Origin of the sequence: Roseateles aquatilis (assembly GCF_002205645.1) — a bacterium.
Classification (GTDB): domain Bacteria; phylum Pseudomonadota; class Gammaproteobacteria; order Burkholderiales; family Burkholderiaceae_C; genus Roseateles; species Roseateles aquatilis.
Genome location: NZ_NIOF01000004.1, coordinates 193,635 through 212,863 on the forward strand (window position 1 = coordinate 193,635; position 19,229 = coordinate 212,863).

Consider the following 19,229-nt stretch of genomic DNA (forward strand, 5'->3'; position numbering starts at 1 on the left):
CAGGTACAGGCACAGGCGAGCACGGCCTGGCCACCACGGGCACTGGCGGCCTGGCACCGGGCACGGCGCGTGCCGGCGGCGTAGCGGTTCCGTGTGTCTTGCGTGTAGGGATTGTTGCCAGGCGGCAGCCCGAGCGAACCGCGCACGGCGACTGACGATAATCCGCCGACCTGGACTCGTGCCCCCCGCATGCAGCTGCTCTCCCAAATCGCCCGCGCCATCGCCGACTTCTTCCTGGCGCTGTGGCGCCGCACCGCGCCGATGCGCGCGTCCCTGCGGACGCTGCCGACCTGGAAGCGCATCGCGATCTGGTCCGGCGCCGGCCTGCTGACCCTGATGCTGCTGGTGGCCGGCGCTGCCGCGGTGATCTGGCCCGGCCTGCCCGACCTGGACCGGCTGACCGACTACCAGCCCAAGCAGCCGCTGCGCGTCTACACCGCCGACGGCGAGCTGCTGGCCGAGTTCGGCGCCGAGCGCCGCAGCTACCTGCCGCTCGAGCAGATCCCCAAGCCGATGCGCGAGGCGCTGCTGGCCGTGGAGGACACCAAGTTCTACGAGCACCAGGGCATCTACCTGCCCGGCATGCTGCGCGCGGCGATCGCCAACACCTTCTCGTCCTCGCGCAGCCAGGGCGCGTCGACGATCACGCAGCAGCTCGCCCGCGACCTGTACCTGACCAAGAAGAAGCTCTACACCCGCAAGTTCGTCGAGATCCTGCTGGCGTTGAAGATCGAGAGCCAGCTCTCCAAGGACAAGATCCTGGAGGTCTACATGAACCAGATCTACCTGGGTCAGCGGGCCTACGGCTTCGAGGCCGCCGCGCAGGCCTACTTCGGCAAGTCGCTCAAGGACCTGTCGACGGCGGAGACGGCGATGCTCGCCGGGCTGCCGCAGAACCCCTACCGCGCCAATCCGATCAGCAACCTGAAGGCCGCCAAGCGCCGCCAGGCCGTGGTGCTGCAGCGCATGGCGGACGTGGGCATGATCACGCCGGAGCAGGCCGAGCACGCCCGCGAGGAGCCGCTCAAGCTGCGCACCGCGCAGGACCAGCGCCTGCCCTACGGCCAGTACGCCGCCGAGATGGTCCGGCAGGTGGTCCACGCGCAGTACGGCGAGGAGGCTTACAGCCGCGGCCTGCGCGTCACCACGACGCTGCGCATGGACGGCCAGATCGCCGCGTACAAGGCGCTGCGCCGCACGCTGATGGACTACGAGCGCCGCAAGGCCTGGCGCGGCCCCGAGGGCGACGTCGAGCTGCCCGCCGACATGGACGCCGCCGAGCAGGACGCCACCATCGCGCAGGCGCTCAGCGACCATCCGGACAACGACGACCTGCGCGCCGCCGTGGTCACGCAGGTGGCCAACAACCGCCTCTATGCCAGCCTGCAGGACGGCGACGACATCGAGATCCGCGGCGAGGGCCTGCGCTCGGTGCAATCGGCGCTGTCGGAAAAGGCCAAGCCGGACCTGCGCATCCAGCGCGGCTCCATCATCCGCGTGCTGCGCGGCGCCCCGACCAAGGACTTCCCCAAGGGCGCCTGGGCCGTGACGCAGTCGCCCGAGGCCGAGGGCGCGCTGGTCTCCGTCGAGCCCGACAGCGGCAAGATCCTGGCGCTGGTCGGCGGCTTCGACTTCAACCGCAACCAGTTCAACCACGCGACGCAGGCCTGGCGCCAGCCGGGCTCCAGCTTCAAGCCCTTCATCTACTCCGCCGCGATGGAGCTGGGCGCCAGCCCCGCCACGCTGGTGGACGACGCCCCCATCTCCATCGGCGACTGGAACCCGCGCAACTCCGACGGCCAGTTCGACGGCCCCATGACGCTGCGCCAGGCGCTGGCCAAGTCCAAGAACATGGTCACCATCCGCCTGTTGGAGCAGCTGACCCCGGACCGCGGCCGGTCGTGGGCGAGCAAGTTCGGCGTCGACATCGACAAGCAGCCCAACAACCTGACGCTGGCGCTGGGCTCGGGCTCGGTGACGCCGCTGCAAATGGCGAGCGCGTATTCGGTCTTCGCCAACGGCGGCTACCTGCTCAAGCCGCTGCTGATCACGAAGATCGTCGACGCGCAGAACCAGGTGCTGTTCCAGGCCGAGCCCGAGACGCTGACCGACGACCGCCGCGCCATCAGCGAACGCAACGCCTTCGTCACCGGCACGCTGCTGCGCGAGGTCGCGATCCGCGGCACCGCCTACCGCGCCAGCCAGGCGCTCAAGCGCTACGACCTGTACGGCAAGACCGGCACCACCAACGATGCGGTGGACGCCTGGTTCGCGGGCTTCCAGCGCCGCGTGGCGACGGTGGTCTGGATCGGCTACGACCAGCCGCGCAGCCTGGGCGACCGCGAAACCGGCGGCGGCATCGCGCTGCCGGCGTGGATCGACTACATGCAGGTGGCGCTGAAGGGCATCGCGCCATCGGAGATCGAGCCGCCCAAGGACGGCGTGATCCAGCAGGAAGGTCCGTTCGGCCCCGATTGGGTCTTCACCGAGTACGCTGGCGACGCCGGCCTGAAGACGGTCGGGCCGATGCCGCCGCCGCTGCCGCCGCCCGATGCGGCCTCGGGGGCGGCATCCGGCGCGGCGTCGGGCGTGCCGCCGTCCTGGTGGATGGGCGAAAAGGGAGGAGGCTGACATGACACGCATCAGCTCGAGGTCCGCGATGCCGGCCCTGGTGCTCGGCACCACGCTGGCCGCCGCGCCGGCCTTCGCCGCGGAAGACGCCAAGGACACCATCGAGCCGGACCAGCCCGGCATCGTCGAATCGAGCAGCACCGTCGGCAAGGGCCGCGTGTTGCTGGAGACCGGCCTGGGCTACAGCCGCGACAAGAGCGACGGCGTGCGCAGCCGGTCCTGGTCGACGCCCACGCTGCTGCGCTTCGGTTTCGCCGAGGACTGGGAGTTCCGCGTCGAGACCGACGGCTACCAGCGCCTGCGCGCCACCGACACGGCCACCGGCGCCACCGCGCGCGCCAGCGGCTGGGCGGACACGGCACTCGGCGTGAAGTGGCACGTGCAGGAGAGCGACGGCGACACCAACAAGCCGGGCCTGGCCTGGCTGCTGCACTTCGACATGGACAGCGGCTCCGCGGCCTTTCGCGGCCAGGGCGTGCGCCCGTCGCTGCGCCTGACGGCCGAGTGGGACTTGCCGCGCGACTGGTCCGCCGGCCTGATCGGCGGCCTCTACCGCGACCGGCGCGAGGCCGGCGATGGTGGCGGTCATTACATCGGCGGCATCCTGGGCGCATCGCTCGGCTGGCCGATCAACGATCGCTGGAAGGGCTACGTCGAGCTGGCCGGCGATCAACTGGCCTCGAACCGCAACGGCGGCCGCAGCATCTCCGCCGGCACCGGCGTGACCTGGCTGCTGGACCGCCGGCTGCAACTGGACGCGTCCATCAATCGCGGGCTGACCCGGCAGACGGCGGACTGGGTGCTGGGCCTGGGCGTCTCGATCGGCTTCTGAGCCACCGTCCCGGATGTCGGGCCCGTGACGCGCCGGGCCGCGCGTCGAGCCGGTCGGCCCTCGCACCGAGCGGCCAAGCGATCCCGAGCGTTCCACCGCGTCCCAAGATCGCGTACAAAGCCGGCTGTCTCATTCAGCCGGTCATCGCCTCATGCGCCACGTCCTACGTCTCGTCCTGCTCGCGGCCTCCTGCGCCGTCCTGCCATCCGCCTGGGCGAGCGATCCCGCCTCCGGCACGTTCACCGCCTCGCGTGCCTGCGAAGCGCTGCAGTCCTTCCGCAAGGGCACCAATCCCGGTGACGTGAAGCTCGCGCCGGGCACCGGTTATTCGATCATCGAGACCCACGGCGCCTCGCCGGGCTGGACTCGCGTGCAGGTGCCGGGCGCGCGGCCTCCGGAGCGCTGGGTCCAGAACGACTGCGGCAGCGCCGCAGGCGGCACCACGTCGGCGGCGCCCACCGCGCGCCCGCAAGCGGCCGATGCCGCCCCCGCGATGTCGGGCGCCGGCGCCTGCAAGACGCCGGACCTGTACGACAGCTTCGTGCTGGCGATGTCCTGGCAGCCCGGCTTCTGCGAATGGACGGCCGGCGGCAAGCGCGGCAAGCCCGAATGCGAAGCGATGGAACGCGGCCAGTTGAAGGTGTCCAACCTCACGCTGCACGGCCTGTGGCCCAACAGGCAGCAATGCGGCATCAGCTACGGCAACTGCGGCAACGCGCCGCTGCGGCTGTCCAAGGAGACCATCGCCTACATCGGCCCCTGGATGCCCAACTTCCTCTACGAGAAGAACTTCGGCGAGCACGAATGGCGCAAGCACGGCACCTGCCAGACCACGCTGGACCAGGATGCCTACTTCCGCCGCGCGGTCGACCTGGTGAAGCAGGTGAACGACTCCGAGGTCGGCAAATACATCCGCGCCAACATCGGCGGCGCGATCTCCAAGCGCGAGTTCTACGACCGCCTCAAGACGGCCACCGGCAGCGACGCCTACCGGGACAGCGTCAAGCTGATGTGCTCGGGCAAGTACCTCACGGAGATCCAGGTGCGCCTGCCACGTGATTACCAGGCCGGCGGCAGCTTGAAGCAACTGCTCGGCGACCAGCCCGGCGGCAGCGGCGGCGGGACCTGCGGCGGGGATGAGATCCGGATCGAGGCGAGCGGTCCCAATCGATGAAGGGCCACGGCCCGCGCACTCGGGTGTCGCGGGCCTCCGACCTCGTCAGCGCTTCTTGACGATCACGCTCCCCACCGAGTACCCCGCCCCGAACGAGCAGATCACGCCCAGGTCGCCGGCCTTGAGATTGGCGCGGTGCTCGTGGAAGGCGATGATCGAGCCGGCCGACGCCGTGTTGGCGTAGGTGTCCAGGATCAACGGCGCGATCTCCGCGCCGGCCTCGCCGCCGACCAGCTTCTTGATGACCAGTTGGTTCATGCCCAGGTTGGCCTGGTGCAGCCAGTAGCGGCCGACGTCGCCGGGCTGGATGTGCAGCGTGGCCAGGTGCTGCTCGATGTGGGCCGCGGCGATGGGCACGACTTCCTTGAAGACCTTGCGGCCCTCCTGGCGGAAGGTCTTGTCGCGCGCGTCGGGATCGCTGTCCTCGGCCTTGTTCATGAAGCCGAAGTTGTTGCGGATGTGGTTGGAGAACTGCGTCGCCAGCTTGGTGCCCAGGATCTCCCACTGCTCGTCGGCGGTGGCCGTCTCGGCGCGCTCGACGACGATGGCCGTGCACACATCGCCGAAGATGAAGTGGCAGTCGCGGTCCTTCCACTCCAGGTGGGCCGAGGTGATCTCCGGATTCACGATCAACACGCACCTGGACGCGCCCGAGCGCACCGCGTTGAAGGCCTGCTCCAGCGCGAAGGTCGCCGACGAGCACGCCACGTTCATGTCGAAGCCATAGCCGCCCGCGCCCAGCGCCTGCTGGATCTCCACCGCCATGGCCGGGTAGGCGCGCTGCATGTTGGCGGCCGAGCAGAACACCGCGTCGACGTCCTCGGGCTTCTTGTTGGCCGCGGCCAGCGCCTTGCGCGACGCGTCGACGGCGATCTCGGCCATCAGCGACAGCTGGTCGTCCGGACGTTCCTCGAAGCGCGGATACATGCGCGTCGGATCGAGCACGCCGTCCTTCTCGATCACGTAGCGCTGCTTGATGCCGGAGGCCTTCTCGATGAACTCGACGCTGGAGTGCACCAGCGGCTCGCGCGTGCCGGCGGCGATGGCCGGGGCGTGCTCCGCGTTCTGCAGGTCCACGTAGCGGTTGAAGGCTTGCACCAACTCGGCGTTGGTGATGACGTGGGGCGGTTGATAGAGACCGGTACCGCTGATGACGACGGAGTGCATGGTGTGCGACTTGTTGTGGCGCCCCGCGAGCCGGGACAAGGGGCGCAAGTTTAGCGAACCGCCGCCAAAAGCCCCTGAACGGGGCGTGCCGCACCGCCGTGTGGCGGGCGCGCCCGCGCCGCATGCGTAGAATGAGCCACCGGGCCCAAATTTTTGGACCCGGTTTTTTTTGCCCGTCGTGCCGCGCGATCCTCGCGCGCGCATGGCCGGGCGGAACCGCCGGGTCCGAAGTCAAGCGCTCGCAGCCCAGGGCATGCACTGCATCAACGCAGCCCGACATTGCGACTTTGGACCATGGAAATCTTTGACTACGACAACATCCTGCTGCTTCCGCGCAAGTGCCGCGTGGACAGCCGCGGCGAATGCGACACGGCCGTGGACTTCGGCCCCCGGCGCTTCAAGCTGCCGGTGGTGCCGGCCAACATGAAGACCGTCGTCGACGAGTCCATCACCGAATGGCTGGCCGCCAACGGCTACTTCTACGTGATGCACCGCTTCGACCTGGACGCCCTGGCCTTCGCCCGCGGGATGCGGGACAAGGGGCTGGTGGTGTCCCTGAGCGCGGGCGTCAAGCCGGCCGACTACGACCTGATCGACCGCCTCGCGGCCGACGGCGTCGGCGCCGACTACATCACCATCGACATCGCCCACGGCCATGCCGACTCGGTGCAGCGGATGATCGGCCACATCAAGCAAAAGCTGCCCGACACCTTCGTGATCGCCGGCAACGTCGGCACGCCGGAAGGCGTCATCGACCTGGAGAACTGGGGCGCCGACGCGACCAAGGTGGGCATCGGGCCGGGCAAGGTCTGCATCACGCGGCTCAAGACCGGCTTCGGCACCGGCGGCTGGCAGCTCTCGGCCTTGAAGTGGTGCGCCCGCGTCGCGACCAAGCCCATCGTGGCCGACGGCGGCATCCGCCATCACGGCGACATCGCCAAGAGCATCCGCTTCGGCGCGTCGATGGTCATGATCGGCTCGCTCTTCGCCGGCCACGAGGAGTCCCCGGGCCAGACCGTCGAGGTCGACGGCAAGCGCTACAAGGAGTACTACGGCTCCGCGTCCGACTTCAACAAGGGCGAGTACAAGCACGTCGAAGGCAAGCGCATCCTGGAGCCCGTCAAGGGCCACCTGCCCGACACGCTGCGCGAGATGGAAGAGGACCTGCAAAGCTCCATCTCCTACGCCGGCGGCCGTACCCTGACCGACCTGCGCAAGGTGAACTACGTCGTCCTCGGCGGCGAGAACGCGGGCGAACACCTGTTCATGTGAGCCAAAACCCCTTCAGCCCCACCCGGATTTCATCCGGGAAGTCCCATCACCTGGTTGGGGCCGGAATGGGGTGAGGGGGTCCAGGAGGGAGCCCCCTCACCCCGTGGAGTGCCCGCGCCAGGCCGACCGCAGTCGAACAGGCTCAGGCACTCCGCCTCAACCCGCGACCTCCGCCCTCAACACCTGCGCCGCCTCCACCATGTGGCGCAATGCCGCCTCCGTCTCCGGCCACCCGCGCGTCTTCAACCCGCAGTCCGGATTGACCCACAGCTGCTCCGCCGGGATCACCTCGGCGGCCTTGCGCAGCAACCGCAGCATCTCTTCCCTGGCCGGCACGCGCGGTGAGTGGATGTCGTACACCCCCGGCCCGATCTCATTCGGATAGCGGAAGCCTCCGCCCTCCCCGCCGAAGCCGCGCAGCAGCTCCATGTCCGAGCGGCTGGTCTCGATGGTGATGACGTCGGCGTCCATCGCGGCGATCTCGGGAAGGATGTCGTTGAACTCCGAATAGCACATGTGCGTGTGGATCTGCGTCTCGTCCCGCACCGGCGATGCCGCCACGCGGAACGCGCGCGTCGCCCAGTCCAGGTAGGCCGCGCGCGCCGAGCGCCGCAGCGGCAGGCCTTCGCGGATGGCGGGCTCGTCGATCTGGATGACGGCGATGCCGGCGCCTTCCAGGTCGGCGACCTCGTCGCGGATCGCCAGCGCGATCTGCAGCGCGGTGTCGGCGCGCGGCTGGTCGTCGCGCACGAAGGACCACTGCAGGATCGTGATCGGCCCGGTCAGCATGCCCTTCATCGGCCGGCCGGTGAGGCTTTGCGCGTAGGTGGTCCAGTCGACGGTCATCGGCGTCGGCCGCGACACGTCGCCGAACAGCACCGGCGGCTTCACGCAGCGCGAGCCGTAGGACTGCACCCAGCCGTTCGCGGTGAACGCGAAGCCGTCGAGCTGCTCGCCGAAGTACTCGACCATGTCGTTGCGCTCGGCCTCGCCGTGCACCAGCACGTCCAGGCCCAATGCCTCCTGACGCCGCACCGCGTGCTCGATCTCGGCGCGCATCGCGTCGCGGTAGGCATCGCCGGCGAGCGTGCCGCGCTTGAACGCGGCGCGGGCGGCACGGATCTCCGGCGTCTGAGGGAACGATCCGATCGTCGTCGTCGGGAACGCCGGCAGCCGCAGCCGTTCACGCTGCGCGACCCGGCGCGCCGGGAAGGCGGAGACTCGCCGGTCCGCGTCCGGCGGCAGCGCCGCCAGGCGCTGCGCGACGGCAAGCTGGCGCACGCGCGGGCTCTTCTCACGCGACCGCCGCGCGGCGCGAGCATCCAGCAGCGCCTGGACCACCGACGCCTCGTCGCCCCACAGCGCACGCTTGAGGATGCGCAGCTCATCGAGCTTCTCGACGGCCCCGGCCAGCCAGCCGCGCACCTCGTTGTCCAGCGAAGCATCCTCGCGCAGGCTCATCGGCACATGCAGCAGCGAGCAAGACGCCGCCACCCAGATCCGCCCGCCGCGCAGCTCACGCACCTCGCGCAGCCTGGCCAGCGTGGCATCCAGGTCGGCACGCCAGATGTTGCGGCCGTCGACGATGCCGACGGACAGTTCCCGGTCGAGCGGCAGGCGCATCGCGACCTCCAGCAACTCCTCCGGCGCACGTACCGCGTCCACATGCAGGCCGGCCACCGGCAGCTCGCAGGCCAGCGCCAGGTTCTCCGCCAGCGGGGAGAAATACGTCGCCAGCAGCAGGTGCTGATCGACTTTCCTCAGCCCGGCGTAAGCGCGGCGCAGCGCCTCCTGCCAGGCGGGCTCCAGGTCGAGTCCCAGGATGGGCTCGTCCAGCTGGACCCAGGTCACGCCGCGCGCGGCGAGCTTGGTCAACAGCTGCTCGTAGGCCGGCAGCAGCTTGTCCAGCAGCGACAGGCGATCGAAGCCCTCTTCCTTGCTCTTGCCCAGGTACAGGAAGCTCACCGGACCGAGCAGCGCCACCTTGGGGCTGGCCGGCAACGCGATCGCCTGGTCGACCTCGGCCAGCAGGCGCTCGGCGTTCAGGCTGAAGGTGGTGGCGCCGTCGAACTCGGGGACCAGGTAGTGGTAGTTCGTGTCGAACCACTTGGTCATCTCCAGCGCCGCCGCCCCCTCGCCGGAGGTCGCGCCGCAGCCGCAGCCCTCGCCGTGGGCATGGGCGGTCGTGCCGCGCGCCATCGCGAAGTAGCGCTGCAACGGCGCCTCCTGGCCGGTGAAACCGAAGCGGCGCGGCTCGCAGCCGAACAACTGGATCAGGTTGGCGACCTGGTCATAGAAGGCGAAGTCTCCGACCGCGACACGGTCCAGGCCCGCCTCCAGCTGCAGCCGCCAGTGCCGCGCGCGCAGCTCCGCGCCGGTGGCCTCCAGCGACGCGGCGTCGATCTCGCCGCGCCAATGGCGCTCCAGCGCCACCTTCAATTCGCGCTGCGCGCCGATGCGGGGGAAACCCAGCACATGAGTCCGAATCATGTTGTTCTCGTTGATGTTGAACAGAATGATGAATGATCCGGTGTTGACGACTATGATTCAAACGAAAGTTTTTCGGATTGATCATTAGGATCGCTCATGCAAACCCCGTTGGAGTTGCGCCACCTGCGCACGCTGCTCGCGCTGCGCGAGGCCGGCAACCTGTCCCGCGCCGCCCAGTTGCTGAACCTGACCCAGTCGGCGCTCTCGCACCAGCTCAAGGGCCTGGAGGAGCATTACGGCGCCGAGCTCTTCGAGCGCAAGTCCAGCCCGCTGATGTTCGGCGTGGTCGGGCAGCGGCTGCTGAAGCTCGCGGCGCTGGTGCTGCCGCAGATCGACGAGGCGGACCGGGACGTGCGGCGGCTGGTGGAAGGGTCGGCCGGCCAACTGCGGATCGCCGTCGAGTGCCACACCTGCTTCGACTGGCTGATGCCGGCGATGGATGCCTTCCGCGAGCGGTGGCCGGAGGTGGAGCTGGACATCGTGTCCGGCTTCCAGGCCGATCCGGTCGGGCTGCTGCATCAGGACCGCGCGGAGCTGGCCATCGTGTCGGACGTCGACCCGGACGAGACTGGCGTGGCGGTGCACCCGCTGTTCAGCTTCGAGATCGTCGCGCTGCTGCCCAAGGGGCATGCGCTGCTGGCCAAGCCGTGGATGGAAGCGGCGGACTTCGCCGACCAGACGCTGATCACCTACCCGGTGCCCGACGAAATGCTGGACCTCGTCCGCCGCGTCCTGCAACCGGCCGGCATCACGCCGCCGCGGCGCACCAGCGAGCTGACGGTGGCGATGCTGCAACTGGTGGCCAGCGGCCGGGGTTTCGCGGCGCTGCCGATCTGGGCGGTGGAGCACTACCTGGCGCGGGGCTACGTCGCCCGGCAACGCATCGGCGAAGGCGGCCTGACCGGGCGCCTCTACGCCGTCAGCACCGAGCGTCTGGCGGCCAAGCCGTTCATGACCGACTTCGTGCGGATCATGCGGGAGACGTCGCTGCTGAACCTGGGCGGGGTGAGCCTGCTGTGAGCGTCCCGCCGGCGCGGGCGTCGGCTGCCGGGGCTGTCGTCAGACCGACGCGGCCCGGCCCGTGGAGGCATCGGAATGTCGTCAACCCCGATCACTCGCCCTTCACCAGCAACTGCTGCACGCTGGAGAAATCCAGCCCGCCGCGTCCCGCGCGCTGGTTCAGCGCATAGAGGTTGCGCGCCAGCTCGCCCAGCGGCACCGCCGCGCCGACGCCGAGTGCCGCTTCCACCGCCAGCCCCAGGTCCTTGAGCATCAGGTCGTTGCCGAAACCGCCGCTGTAGCCGCGCGACGCGGGCGCGTTGGGCAGCACGCCGGGCCAGGGATTGCAGACCTCCGTCGCCCAGCTGCGGCCGGTGCTGACGGCCATCATCCCGGACAGCGCCGCCGGATCGAGGCCGTGCGCGACGCCCAGCGCCAGGGCCTCGCCGGTGACGGCCATGATCACGCCCAGCGCCATGTTGTTGCACAGCTTGGCCACCTGTCCCGCGCCGGCATCGCCCATGTGGAAGATGTTCCGGCCCATCGCCGACAGCACCGGCCGGGCGCGCTCCAGCACCGCGGGCTCGCCACCGACGATGAAGGTCAGGGTGCCCGCCGCGGCGCCGGCCGTGCCGCCGGAGACCGGCGCGTCGAGCATCGCCACGCCGCGTGCCTTCGCCGCCTGCGCCACGCGCTGCGCGGAGGCGGGCGCGATCGTGCTGCAGTCGATGACCAGCGTGCCGGCGGGCAGCCGTGCGAGCAGATCGCCGTCGCCCAGGTAAAGCGCCTCGACGTGCCGACTCGCCGGCAACATCGAGATCACCACCGACGCGCCCTCCACCGCCGCCGCGGCCGAGGGGGCGATCGTCACACCGGCCTCGCGGGCCCGCTGCAGCGCGGCCTCGCTCAGGTCGAAGGCGGCGACGGCGTGGCCGGCCTTGGCCAGGTTGGCCGCCATCGGCCCGCCCATGTGCCCCAGGCCGATGAAGGCGATGCGCTCGCCAGCGTTACTCGTGGATGCGTCGCTCATGTCGTTTGTCTCCTGGATGTTTCGGTGTCGGTGTCTTGCCGCCCTGCCGCTGGGCTGCCCTGCTGCCCAGTTGCCCTGCTGCCCTGCTGCCCTGCTGCCCTGCGGCCTTGTCGCTCTGATGCTTCGATGCCTTGACGAGTGATCAGCTCAGATCGGCCAGTGGATGCGGCCCGTCGAAGCGAGGCGCCAGCACCGCGTCGACGAGCGCCTCGCCGCCGTCCTCGACGGACGCGGGCTGCCAGCGCGGCGACTTGTCCTTGTCGATCAGCAGCGCGCGCACGCCCTCGGCGAAGTCGGGGAAGACGCAGCAGCCTACCGAAGCCTGGTACTCCACCCGGAACACCTCGGCGAGCGAGGCATGCCGCAGCCGGCGCTGCAACGCGATGGCCAGCGCCGCCGACGTGGGGGATCCCTTCTGGAACGCGCCGCCGGCCTGAGCCAGCCACGGATCGTCCTCGCCGGCGAGCGAGCGCAAGCGCGGGGCGATCGTCGCCAGCCCATCGTGCGGGCCGATCAACGCATCGATGCGGTCACGGTGTCGCCGCAGCGCGGAAGGCGCCAGCTCCGGCGCCGGCAGCGCGCGCAGCACGTCGTCGAGCCGCTCGGCGTCGGCGGCGTGCTCGCCGGTCCAGCGCGCGGCGGCGATCGCCTCCAGCAAGGCGCCGTGATCCTCCGCCCGCGCGGCGTGGTCGGCCAGGCCCGACCACAGCGCATCCGCCGCGTTCAGCGGCGCGCCGGTCAGCGCGAGGAACAGCCCCGTGCGTCCCGGCAGCCGCGACAGGAACCAGCTCCCGCCGACATCGGGATACAACCCCAACGTGATCTCCGGCATCGCAAGCCGGCTGCGCGGCGTCACCACCCGGTGCGAAGCACCCGCCATCAGCCCGATGCCGCCGCCCATCACGATGCCGTGGCCCCATGCCAGCAGCGGCTTCGGATAACGATGGATCGCATGGTCGAGGCGGTATTCGCGCTCGAAGAAATCAGCGGCATCGCGGGGCACGTTGCCGGCACCGGCGGCCCGCATCGCGCGGTGCAGGCCGACGACGTCGCCTCCCGCGCAGAAGGCCTTTTCGCCGCCGCCGTCGAGCACCACGCCGGCGATGCCGGGATCGTCGGCCCAGGCGCTCAGTCGCGCCTGCAGCGCGTCGACCATCGGCAGCGTCAGCGCATTCAGGCTGGCGGGCGCGTTCAGCGTCGCATGGCCGAAGCGGTGGCCGGACGCCGTCAGCAGCGTCCGAAACAGCACCGGCGCGTCTGCGGCGGACGCGTGCTCGACAGGTTGGGGCTCGTTCGTGGGACTCATCGTCCGCATCTCCATCGTGAGGGGAATGTCGTTTCTCGGACCGACTGGCGGTGCCGCCGCTCGGCGGTCAGGGGGCCAGTCAGCGGGCCGGCGGATCAGCCGTTGCGCCATCGCGGGCTGCGCTTGCCGAGGAACGCCTGCACGCCCTCACGCTGATCCTCGGTATCGAAGAGCGCCACGAACGCCTCGCGCTCGGCCACGAGCTGCGATGCCGCCGGCGCCGAGCGCGCGCCCTGGATCAGGCGTTTGCAGGCCGCCACGCTGCCGGGGCTCTGCCCCTGCGCCCGCTCGGCCCACCGCAGCGCCGCCGCCAGCGATTCGCCCTTGGGCGCGCGGTCATCGGCCAGGCCGATGCGCAGCGCGGTCTCGGCATCGACGCGCTCGCCCAGCAACACCATGCGCTTGGCCCAGCTCTCGCCGACGGTCCAGCTCAGCCACTGCGTGCCGCCCGCGCAGGGCAGCAGACCGACGCTGGCTTCCGGCAACGCGAGCACCGCGTGCGGCTCGACGATGCGCAGGTCGCAGGCCAGCGCGCATTCCAGCCCGCCGCCCATCGCGTAGCCGTTGATGGCGGCGATGCTCACGCCCCGAAAACCGGCCAGCGCCTCGAAGGCATCGCCGAAGCGCCTGGCCATCGTCGCGGCGCGGCCCTTGTCGCCATCGGCGAACAGCTTGAGGTCGGCCCCGGCGCTGAAGAACTTCTCGCCCTCGCCGGTGATGACCAGCGCGCGGATGGCATCGTCGCGGTTCAGGTCGCCGATCAGGCGCGTCAGGGCCGCCAGGCTCTCGGCCGTCCAGGTGTGCGCGGGCGGGTTGGTCAGCGTGACGACCGCGGTCGCGCCGCGCCGCGCCAGGCGCAGTCCGGCGTGGCCTGCGCTTGTCGTGTCTTGGGGATCGGTCATGGGAGCGGTCATGAGGTTCGCCTTGGGCAGAGGGTGAAGCAGGAGATGCGGGGGAAAGGGCACGCGACGGTCGACGAGGTCCGCGAGGCTCACGGCAGGCGCTGGGCAAGACAGGCCGGATCGACGCCAACGCAGGCGGGTCGCCGGACGCCGCTCAGCGGATCGTCTCGGGCGCGTGGTCCTGCAGCATCCGGCGCGCGACGATGACGCGCATGATTTCGTTGGTGCCTTCGAGGATCTGATGCACGCGCGTGTCGCGCAGATAGCGTTCCAGCGGGTACTCGCGGATGTAGCCGTAGCCGCCGTGGATCTGCAGCGCCTCGTTGCAGACGGTGAAGCCGATGTCCGTCGCCAGCCGCTTGGCCATCGCGCAATAGACCTGCGCGTCCGGCGATCCGCCGTCGAGCCGGGCCGCGGCCAGCCGCACCATCTGCCGCGCGGCGACCAGCTCGGTGGCCATGTCGGCCAGCTTGAACTGCAGCGCCTGGAAGTCCGCCAGCGGGCGGCCGAACTGGCGACGCTCGTGCAGGTGGCGCTGCGCCGCGGTCAACGCGGCCTGCGCCGCGCCCACCGAGCAGCAGGCGATGTTGATGCGCCCGCCGTCCAGCCCCTTCATCGCGATGCGGAAGCCCTGCCCCTCCTCGCCCAGCAACTGCGACGCGGGCACGCGCACGCCATCGAACGCGATGGCGCGGGTGGGCTGGCTGTTCCAGCCCATCTTGTCTTCCTTGCGGCCGTAGGCGATGCCGGGCCGGTCGGCCTCGACCAGGAAGGCGGAGATCCCGTCCGCGCCCGGCCCGCCGGTGCGCGCCATCACCACCAGCACGTCGGTCGCGCCGGCGCCGGAGATGAAGGCCTTGCCGCCGTCGATGACGTAGTCGTCGCCGTCGCGGCGCGCCGTCGTGCGCAGCGACGCGGCATCCGATCCGGCGCCGGGTTCGGTCAGGCAGTACGACGCCAGCCGCTGCCCGCCGCACAGCGACGGGCCCCACATCGCGGCCACCTCGGGGCGCGCGAAGCTCGTGACCATCCAGGTCGCCATGTTGTGGATGCTGAGGAAGGCCGTCGTCGACGGGCACGCCGCGGCCAGTTCCTCGAAGACCAGCGTCGCGTCCAGCCGCGGCAGGCCCAGCCCGCCGGCCGCCTCGGGCGCGTAGAGCCCGCAGAAGCCGAGCTCGCCGGCATGCCGCAACGTGTCACGCGGGAAGAAGGCCTGCGCGTCCCACTCGGCGGCGCGCGGCGCCATCTCGTCGCGGGCGAAGTCGCGCGCGGCCTGCTGGAAGGCGCGTTGCTGCTCGTTCAGCTCGAAGTCCACCGGCCCCTCACTTCAGGCTGATCGTCGTGTTGACGCCGCCGGTGCTGGCATCGTCGAACCAGCGCGCGGTGACCGTCTTGGTCTGCGTGTAGAAAAGCACCACCTGCCGGCCATAGGGCCCCAGGTCGCCGAGCTTGGACGCGCGCGAGCCGGTGAACGAGAACATCGGCACCGGCACCGGGATCGGCACGTTGATGCCGACCTGGCCGACGTCGATCTCGTCCTCGAAGCGCCGCGCGGCCGCGCCGGACTGGGTGAACAGCGCGGTGCCGTTGCCGTTGGGGTTGGCGTTGATCAGCGCGATCGCCTCGTCCAGCGTCGCGGCCTCGGCCACGCACAGCACCGGGCCGAAGATCTCCTGGTCGTAGATCGTCATGCCGGGCTTCACGCCGCTGAAGATCGTCGGGCCGACGAAATTGCCTTCCTTCAGTTGCCCGCTCAGCGGCGGCAGCCGGCCGTCGAGCGCCAGCGTCGCGCCCTCCTCGACGCCGCGGGCGATCAGGGCCTCGACGCGGTCGCGCGCCGCGCAGGAGATCAGCGGGCCGACGTCCGTCGTCGCCGAATCGCCGGCGCCGACGCTCAGGCCCCGCGCCTTCTCGACCAGGTCCGGCAGCCAGTCGCGCGCCGCGCCCACCAGCACCGCCACCGACACCGCCATGCAGCGTTGCCCCGCCGCGCCGAAGGCGGCGCCGGCCAGCGCGTTGAGCGTCTGGTCCTTGTGCGCGTCGGGCAGCACGATGGCGTGGTTCTTCGCGCCCATCATGCATTGCACGCGCTTGCCGGCGCGGGTGGCGCGGTCGTGCACCAGCGTGCCGACGCGTGTCGATCCGACGAAGGACACGGCCTTGATGTCCGCGTGGTCGCACAGCGCGTTCACCACCGGCTCGCCGCCGTGCACGACGTTGAGCACGCCCTTGGGGATGCCCGCCTCCAGCGCCAGCTCCACCAGGCGCATCGTCACCATCGGGTCCTGCTCCGACGGCTTCAGCACGAAGGTGTTGCCGCAGGCGATCGCCATCGGGAACATCCACAGCGGGATCATCGCGGGGAAGTTGAACGGCGTGATGCCGGCGCACACGCCCAGCGGCTGCAGCAGCGTGTAGGTGTCGACGCCACCGGCGACGTTGTGGGCGCGCTCGCCCATCTGCAGCAAGCCGATGCCGGCCGCGTGCTCGACGACCTCCAGCCCGCGGAACACGTCGCCCTCGGCATCGGCCAGGGTCTTGCCCTGCTCGGCGGTCAGCGTGGCGGCCAGCGACTTGATGTTGTCGCGGATCAGCTGCTGGTACTTCAGGAAGATCCGCGCGCGTTGCCCGATCGGCGTCTTGCGCCAGGTCTTGAAGGCCTCGCGCGCGGCGGCGATGGCGGCCTCGACCTCCTCCGGCGTCGCCATCGGCACGCGCGCCAGGCGCTGCTGCGTCGCGGGGTTGATCACGTCGCGCCATTCGGTCGTGCGCGACTGGACGAATTCGCCGTTGATCAGCAAGGGGATGCGAGGCAGGTCGTCGCGGGTCATGTCGGGTCTCCGGATGTCGTTATGGGGGCGATGCCGGATGCGGTAAGGCATGCCGTGCAGGCGCCCGACGAATCTATCGGCAATCCCCCGCCGCGATGCCGCAAGTGGCTGATGTGAAAAGGGAAAGTGGCGAATGGCTTCGCACGCGGAGCACCGCGTCCGCGAAGTTTGCGAAGGCCTCGGACACGCCCCGCGCGCGGCGGTGGACGCGACGCCGCGGCGGCGCGCGCCCTGCCGTCGACATCGGGGTCCGACGCGTCGAGCGCGTCGCCCGCGCGTGGCGCTAGCACGCGCGGACACGGGGCCGGTGGCGCCAATGCCACAGGCCGACGCGCACGCGCCGATATGATCCGGCCCGTTGGTGCTCGCGCCCGGCTTTCCGCCGGCGCAGTTCAACGGGAATCAGGAAGGGCCGCGCCACGCACGGCCGCGGCCCCAACCTGAGCTGCCCCCGCAACGGTAAGCGGAAGGCGCGCGCGGATCGATCCGGTCCGCACGGCGCGCGGCACGTGTCCGAGACCACTGGGCGTCATCGCCCGGGAAGGCGACACGGGTTCATCTTCCGACAGCCCGGATACCGGCCAACAGGAGGATTCCCCGCGTCCAGGCGCGAGGGTCCATGTCGCAGGCGCCCGCGGGGAAGCGGACGTCTGCCGCTCGAATTCCGATCCCGCCATGTCCCTCTCCGCTCCCCGCGCCACGCTGCGCGCCACGTCCCGTGCCGCGCTGCTCGCGCTGATCGCCGCGCCCCTGCTGCCGGCCGTCTCCTTCGCCCAATCCCGGCTCGATCCCGTCGTCGTCATCGGCACCCGCGAGGCGCAAGCGCTGAGCAAGAGCGTCGCCGACATCGTCCTGATCGACAGCGACACGCTGCGCGACAGCGGCGCCGGCAGCGTCCAGGACGTGCTGCGCCGCTACGCCGGCGTGCAGTTCACCCAGAACGGCGGCCCGGGCCAGACCGCCGGCTACCTCCTGCGCGGCACCAGCACCAGCGGCACCATCGTGATGGTCGACGGCGTGCGCGTCGGCTCGGCCTCGCTGGGCCAGGCGGCCTTCGAATCGATGAGCCTGTCCACCATCGATCACATCGAGGTCCTGCGCGGCCCGGCCTCCGGCCTGTACGGCGCCGATGCCGTCGGCGGCGTGATCCAGATCTTCACCAAGAAGGGCCAGGGCCCGCTGAACGTCACCGCCGGCGTGGCCGTGGGCGAGTACAACTCGCGCCTGGGCGACATCGGCATCAGCGGCGCGCAGGCGGGCTTCGACTACGCGGCCAGCCTGAGCCGCGAGACCAGCGACGGCATGACCGCGATCCGGGCCGACAGCGGCAGCTCGTCCTTCAACCCCGACCGCGACGGCTTCGCCCGCACCGTGGGCACCGTCCGCCTGGGCTTCACGCCGGCCGAGGGCCACCGCGTCGGCGTCAGCGCGACGCAAGGGCGCCTGAACGCGCAGTACGACAGCGCCGTCTTCGGCGGTCCGCCCAACTACATCGCCGATCCGTCCGGCGACTTCCGCAACCGGCTCAAGACGCGCGAGCTCACCGCCGACTATCGCGGCACGCTGTCGCCGATCTGGACGACGACGGTCCAGCTGGGCCGCGGCACCGACGACTCGGTCAGCGGCCTGGCCGACGCGCCGCGCTTCAAGACCACGCGCGACCAGATCACCTGGCAGAACGCGCTGCGCATCGCGCCGGACCAGCAAGTGGTGCTGGCCTACGAGCACCTGAAGGAAAAGGCCGAAGGCGTCACCGTCGGCGCGCTCGACCGCAACACCAACAGCTACATCGCCGGCTACTCGGGCCAGTTCGGCCCCGCGGCGGTCGAGGCCAGCGTGCGCCATGACGACAACAGCGCGTATGGCAAGAACACCTCGGGCACGATCGGCGGCAGCTACGCGCTGAGCTCCACGCTCAAGCTGCGCGCGCTGGCGGGCAAGAGCTTCCGCGCCCCGACCTTCAACGACACCAGCTACCCGTTCTACGGCGTCCCGACCATCAAGCCGGAGACCGGCCGCAGCATCGAGCTGGGCGTGAACTGGCAATCGGGCGCGACCAGCGCGTCGGCCACGGTCTATCGCAACAAGCTGGACAACCTGATCGGCTACAACCCCGACCCCACCGGCAAGGAATGCCCGAGCGGCTACTTCGGTTGCGCGTACAACATCTCCAAGGCCAAGCTGCAAGGCGCGACGCTGACGGGCGCGCATCGCATCGGCAACTTGAGCGTGAGCGCGACGGTCGACTTCCTGGACGCGAAGGACGAGAAGACGGGTACCCGCCTGATCCGCCGCGCCGCGCATCAGGAAAGCGTCTCGGCCGATTACGACACCGGCGTGTGGAGTGTCGGCGCGTCGCTGACCGACGTGGGCAAGCGGCCCGACTCCGCGGGCAACCTGGGCGCCTATGCGCTGCTGGACCTGCGCGCGACCTGGCGCTTCCTGCCGCAATGGCGCCTGGAAGCCAAGGTGCTCAACGCCGCCGATCGCGACGTGCAGCCGGTCTACACCTACCAGGGCCTGGGACGTCAGGCGTGGGTGGGCGTGCGGTATGACATGAAGGGGTTCTGATCGAAGGGCGCGAAGCGGCGTCCC

13 protein-coding genes and 1 riboswitch are annotated in these 19,229 nt (G+C 70.4%); of the genes, 6 read left to right on the forward strand and 7 right to left on the reverse strand.

Annotated features, from left to right (window positions below; translation table 11 throughout):
- The first annotated feature begins 189 nt into the window (after positions 1 to 189).
- The 3 genes from CDN99_RS11405 to CDN99_RS11415 all read left to right on the forward strand — a co-directional run bounded on the left by CDN99_RS11405 (position 190) and on the right by CDN99_RS11415 (position 4,637).
- Positions 190 to 2,631: a penicillin-binding protein 1A gene (locus CDN99_RS11405; protein ID WP_238139481.1), complete on the forward strand. Its 2,442-nt coding sequence runs from the start codon at positions 190 to 192 to the stop codon at positions 2,629 to 2,631.
- Position 2,632: 1 nt separating this feature from the next.
- Positions 2,633 to 3,463 (forward strand): transporter, encoded by an 831-nt coding sequence (locus tag CDN99_RS11410; RefSeq protein WP_158218823.1) that lies wholly within the window; start codon positions 2,633 to 2,635, stop codon positions 3,461 to 3,463.
- A 151-nt stretch (positions 3,464 to 3,614) separates the two neighbouring features.
- Entirely contained in the window at positions 3,615 to 4,637 is a 1,023-nt protein-coding gene (locus CDN99_RS11415) for a ribonuclease T2 family protein (protein WP_088384980.1), read from the forward strand.
- Between the two features lie 45 nt (positions 4,638 to 4,682).
- Here CDN99_RS11415 and CDN99_RS11420 read toward each other — a convergent pair whose 3' ends face one another.
- Positions 4,683 to 5,804, reverse strand: a complete 1,122-nt coding sequence (locus CDN99_RS11420; protein WP_088384981.1) for a beta-ketoacyl-ACP synthase III — start codon at positions 5,802 to 5,804, stop codon at positions 4,683 to 4,685.
- A 294-nt stretch (positions 5,805 to 6,098) separates the two neighbouring features.
- Between CDN99_RS11420 and CDN99_RS11425 the strand changes: the two genes are divergently transcribed.
- Positions 6,099 to 7,076: a GMP reductase gene (locus tag CDN99_RS11425; protein ID WP_088384982.1), complete on the forward strand. Its 978-nt coding sequence runs from the start codon at positions 6,099 to 6,101 to the stop codon at positions 7,074 to 7,076.
- A 156-nt stretch (positions 7,077 to 7,232) separates the two neighbouring features.
- Here the strand turns inward: CDN99_RS11425 and metE are convergent, their stop codons facing one another.
- Complete coding sequence (gene metE, locus CDN99_RS11430) at positions 7,233 to 9,566, reverse strand: 5-methyltetrahydropteroyltriglutamate--homocysteine S-methyltransferase (protein ID WP_088384983.1); 2,334 nt, start codon at positions 9,564 to 9,566, stop codon at positions 7,233 to 7,235.
- Between the two features lie 96 nt (positions 9,567 to 9,662).
- Between metE and CDN99_RS11435 the strand changes: the two genes are divergently transcribed.
- On the forward strand, positions 9,663 to 10,586 hold the full coding sequence (locus CDN99_RS11435) for a LysR family transcriptional regulator (protein WP_088384984.1): 924 nt from the start codon (positions 9,663 to 9,665) through the stop codon (positions 10,584 to 10,586).
- Between the two features lie 91 nt (positions 10,587 to 10,677).
- On the opposite strand, the gene mmsB is transcribed toward CDN99_RS11435, so the two are convergent.
- From mmsB to CDN99_RS11460, 5 genes are all read right to left on the reverse strand, one after another.
- Positions 10,678 to 11,613 carry a 3-hydroxyisobutyrate dehydrogenase gene (gene mmsB, locus CDN99_RS11440; protein ID WP_259374717.1) on the reverse strand — a complete coding sequence of 312 codons (936 nt, stop codon included), beginning with the start codon at positions 11,611 to 11,613 and terminating at the stop codon, positions 10,678 to 10,680.
- A 124-nt stretch (positions 11,614 to 11,737) separates the two neighbouring features.
- Positions 11,738 to 12,901 carry an enoyl-CoA hydratase/isomerase family protein gene (locus CDN99_RS11445; protein WP_088385219.1) on the reverse strand — a complete coding sequence of 388 codons (1,164 nt, stop codon included), beginning with the start codon at positions 12,899 to 12,901 and terminating at the stop codon, positions 11,738 to 11,740.
- A 95-nt stretch (positions 12,902 to 12,996) separates the two neighbouring features.
- Positions 12,997 to 13,803, reverse strand: a complete 807-nt coding sequence (locus tag CDN99_RS11450) for an enoyl-CoA hydratase (protein ID WP_088385220.1) — start codon at positions 13,801 to 13,803, stop codon at positions 12,997 to 12,999.
- 154 nt (positions 13,804 to 13,957) lie between these two features.
- Entirely contained in the window at positions 13,958 to 15,118 is a 1,161-nt protein-coding gene (locus tag CDN99_RS11455; protein ID WP_088384986.1) for an acyl-CoA dehydrogenase family protein, read from the reverse strand.
- A gap of 7 nt (positions 15,119 to 15,125) precedes the next feature.
- Positions 15,126 to 16,634, reverse strand: a complete 1,509-nt coding sequence (locus CDN99_RS11460; RefSeq protein ID WP_088384987.1) for a CoA-acylating methylmalonate-semialdehyde dehydrogenase — start codon at positions 16,632 to 16,634, stop codon at positions 15,126 to 15,128.
- A gap of 342 nt (positions 16,635 to 16,976) precedes the next feature.
- Positions 16,977 to 17,234: riboswitch (cobalamin riboswitch) on the forward strand.
- A gap of 75 nt (positions 17,235 to 17,309) precedes the next feature.
- Between CDN99_RS11460 and CDN99_RS11465 the strand changes: the two genes are divergently transcribed.
- Complete coding sequence (locus CDN99_RS11465) at positions 17,310 to 19,205, forward strand: TonB-dependent receptor domain-containing protein (RefSeq protein ID WP_088384988.1); 1,896 nt, start codon at positions 17,310 to 17,312, stop codon at positions 19,203 to 19,205.
- The last annotated feature ends 24 nt before the right edge of the window (positions 19,206 to 19,229 follow it).

Bases quoted from the DNA above. Each gene is read 5' to 3' on its own strand.
- CDN99_RS11405 (WP_238139481.1), top strand. From the start codon at position 190: ATGCAGCTGCTCTCCCAAATCGCCCGCGCCATCGCCGACTTCTTCCTG.
- CDN99_RS11410 (WP_158218823.1), top strand. From the start codon at position 2,633: ATGACACGCATCAGCTCGAGGTCCGCGATGCCGGCCCTGGTGCTCGGC.
- CDN99_RS11415 (WP_088384980.1), top strand. From the start codon at position 3,615: ATGCGCCACGTCCTACGTCTCGTCCTGCTCGCGGCCTCCTGCGCCGTC.
- CDN99_RS11420 (WP_088384981.1), bottom strand. From the start codon at position 5,804: ATGCACTCCGTCGTCATCAGCGGTACCGGTCTCTATCAACCGCCCCAC.
- CDN99_RS11425 (WP_088384982.1), top strand. From the start codon at position 6,099: ATGGAAATCTTTGACTACGACAACATCCTGCTGCTTCCGCGCAAGTGC.
- metE (WP_088384983.1), bottom strand. From the start codon at position 9,566: ATGATTCGGACTCATGTGCTGGGTTTCCCCCGCATCGGCGCGCAGCGC.
- CDN99_RS11435 (WP_088384984.1), top strand. From the start codon at position 9,663: ATGCAAACCCCGTTGGAGTTGCGCCACCTGCGCACGCTGCTCGCGCTG.
- CDN99_RS11445 (WP_088385219.1), bottom strand. From the start codon at position 12,901: ATGAGTCCCACGAACGAGCCCCAACCTGTCGAGCACGCGTCCGCCGCA.
- CDN99_RS11450 (WP_088385220.1), bottom strand. From the start codon at position 13,803: ATGACCGATCCCCAAGACACGACAAGCGCAGGCCACGCCGGACTGCGC.
- CDN99_RS11460 (WP_088384987.1), bottom strand. From the start codon at position 16,634: ATGACCCGCGACGACCTGCCTCGCATCCCCTTGCTGATCAACGGCGAA.
- CDN99_RS11465 (WP_088384988.1), top strand. From the start codon at position 17,310: ATGTCCCTCTCCGCTCCCCGCGCCACGCTGCGCGCCACGTCCCGTGCC.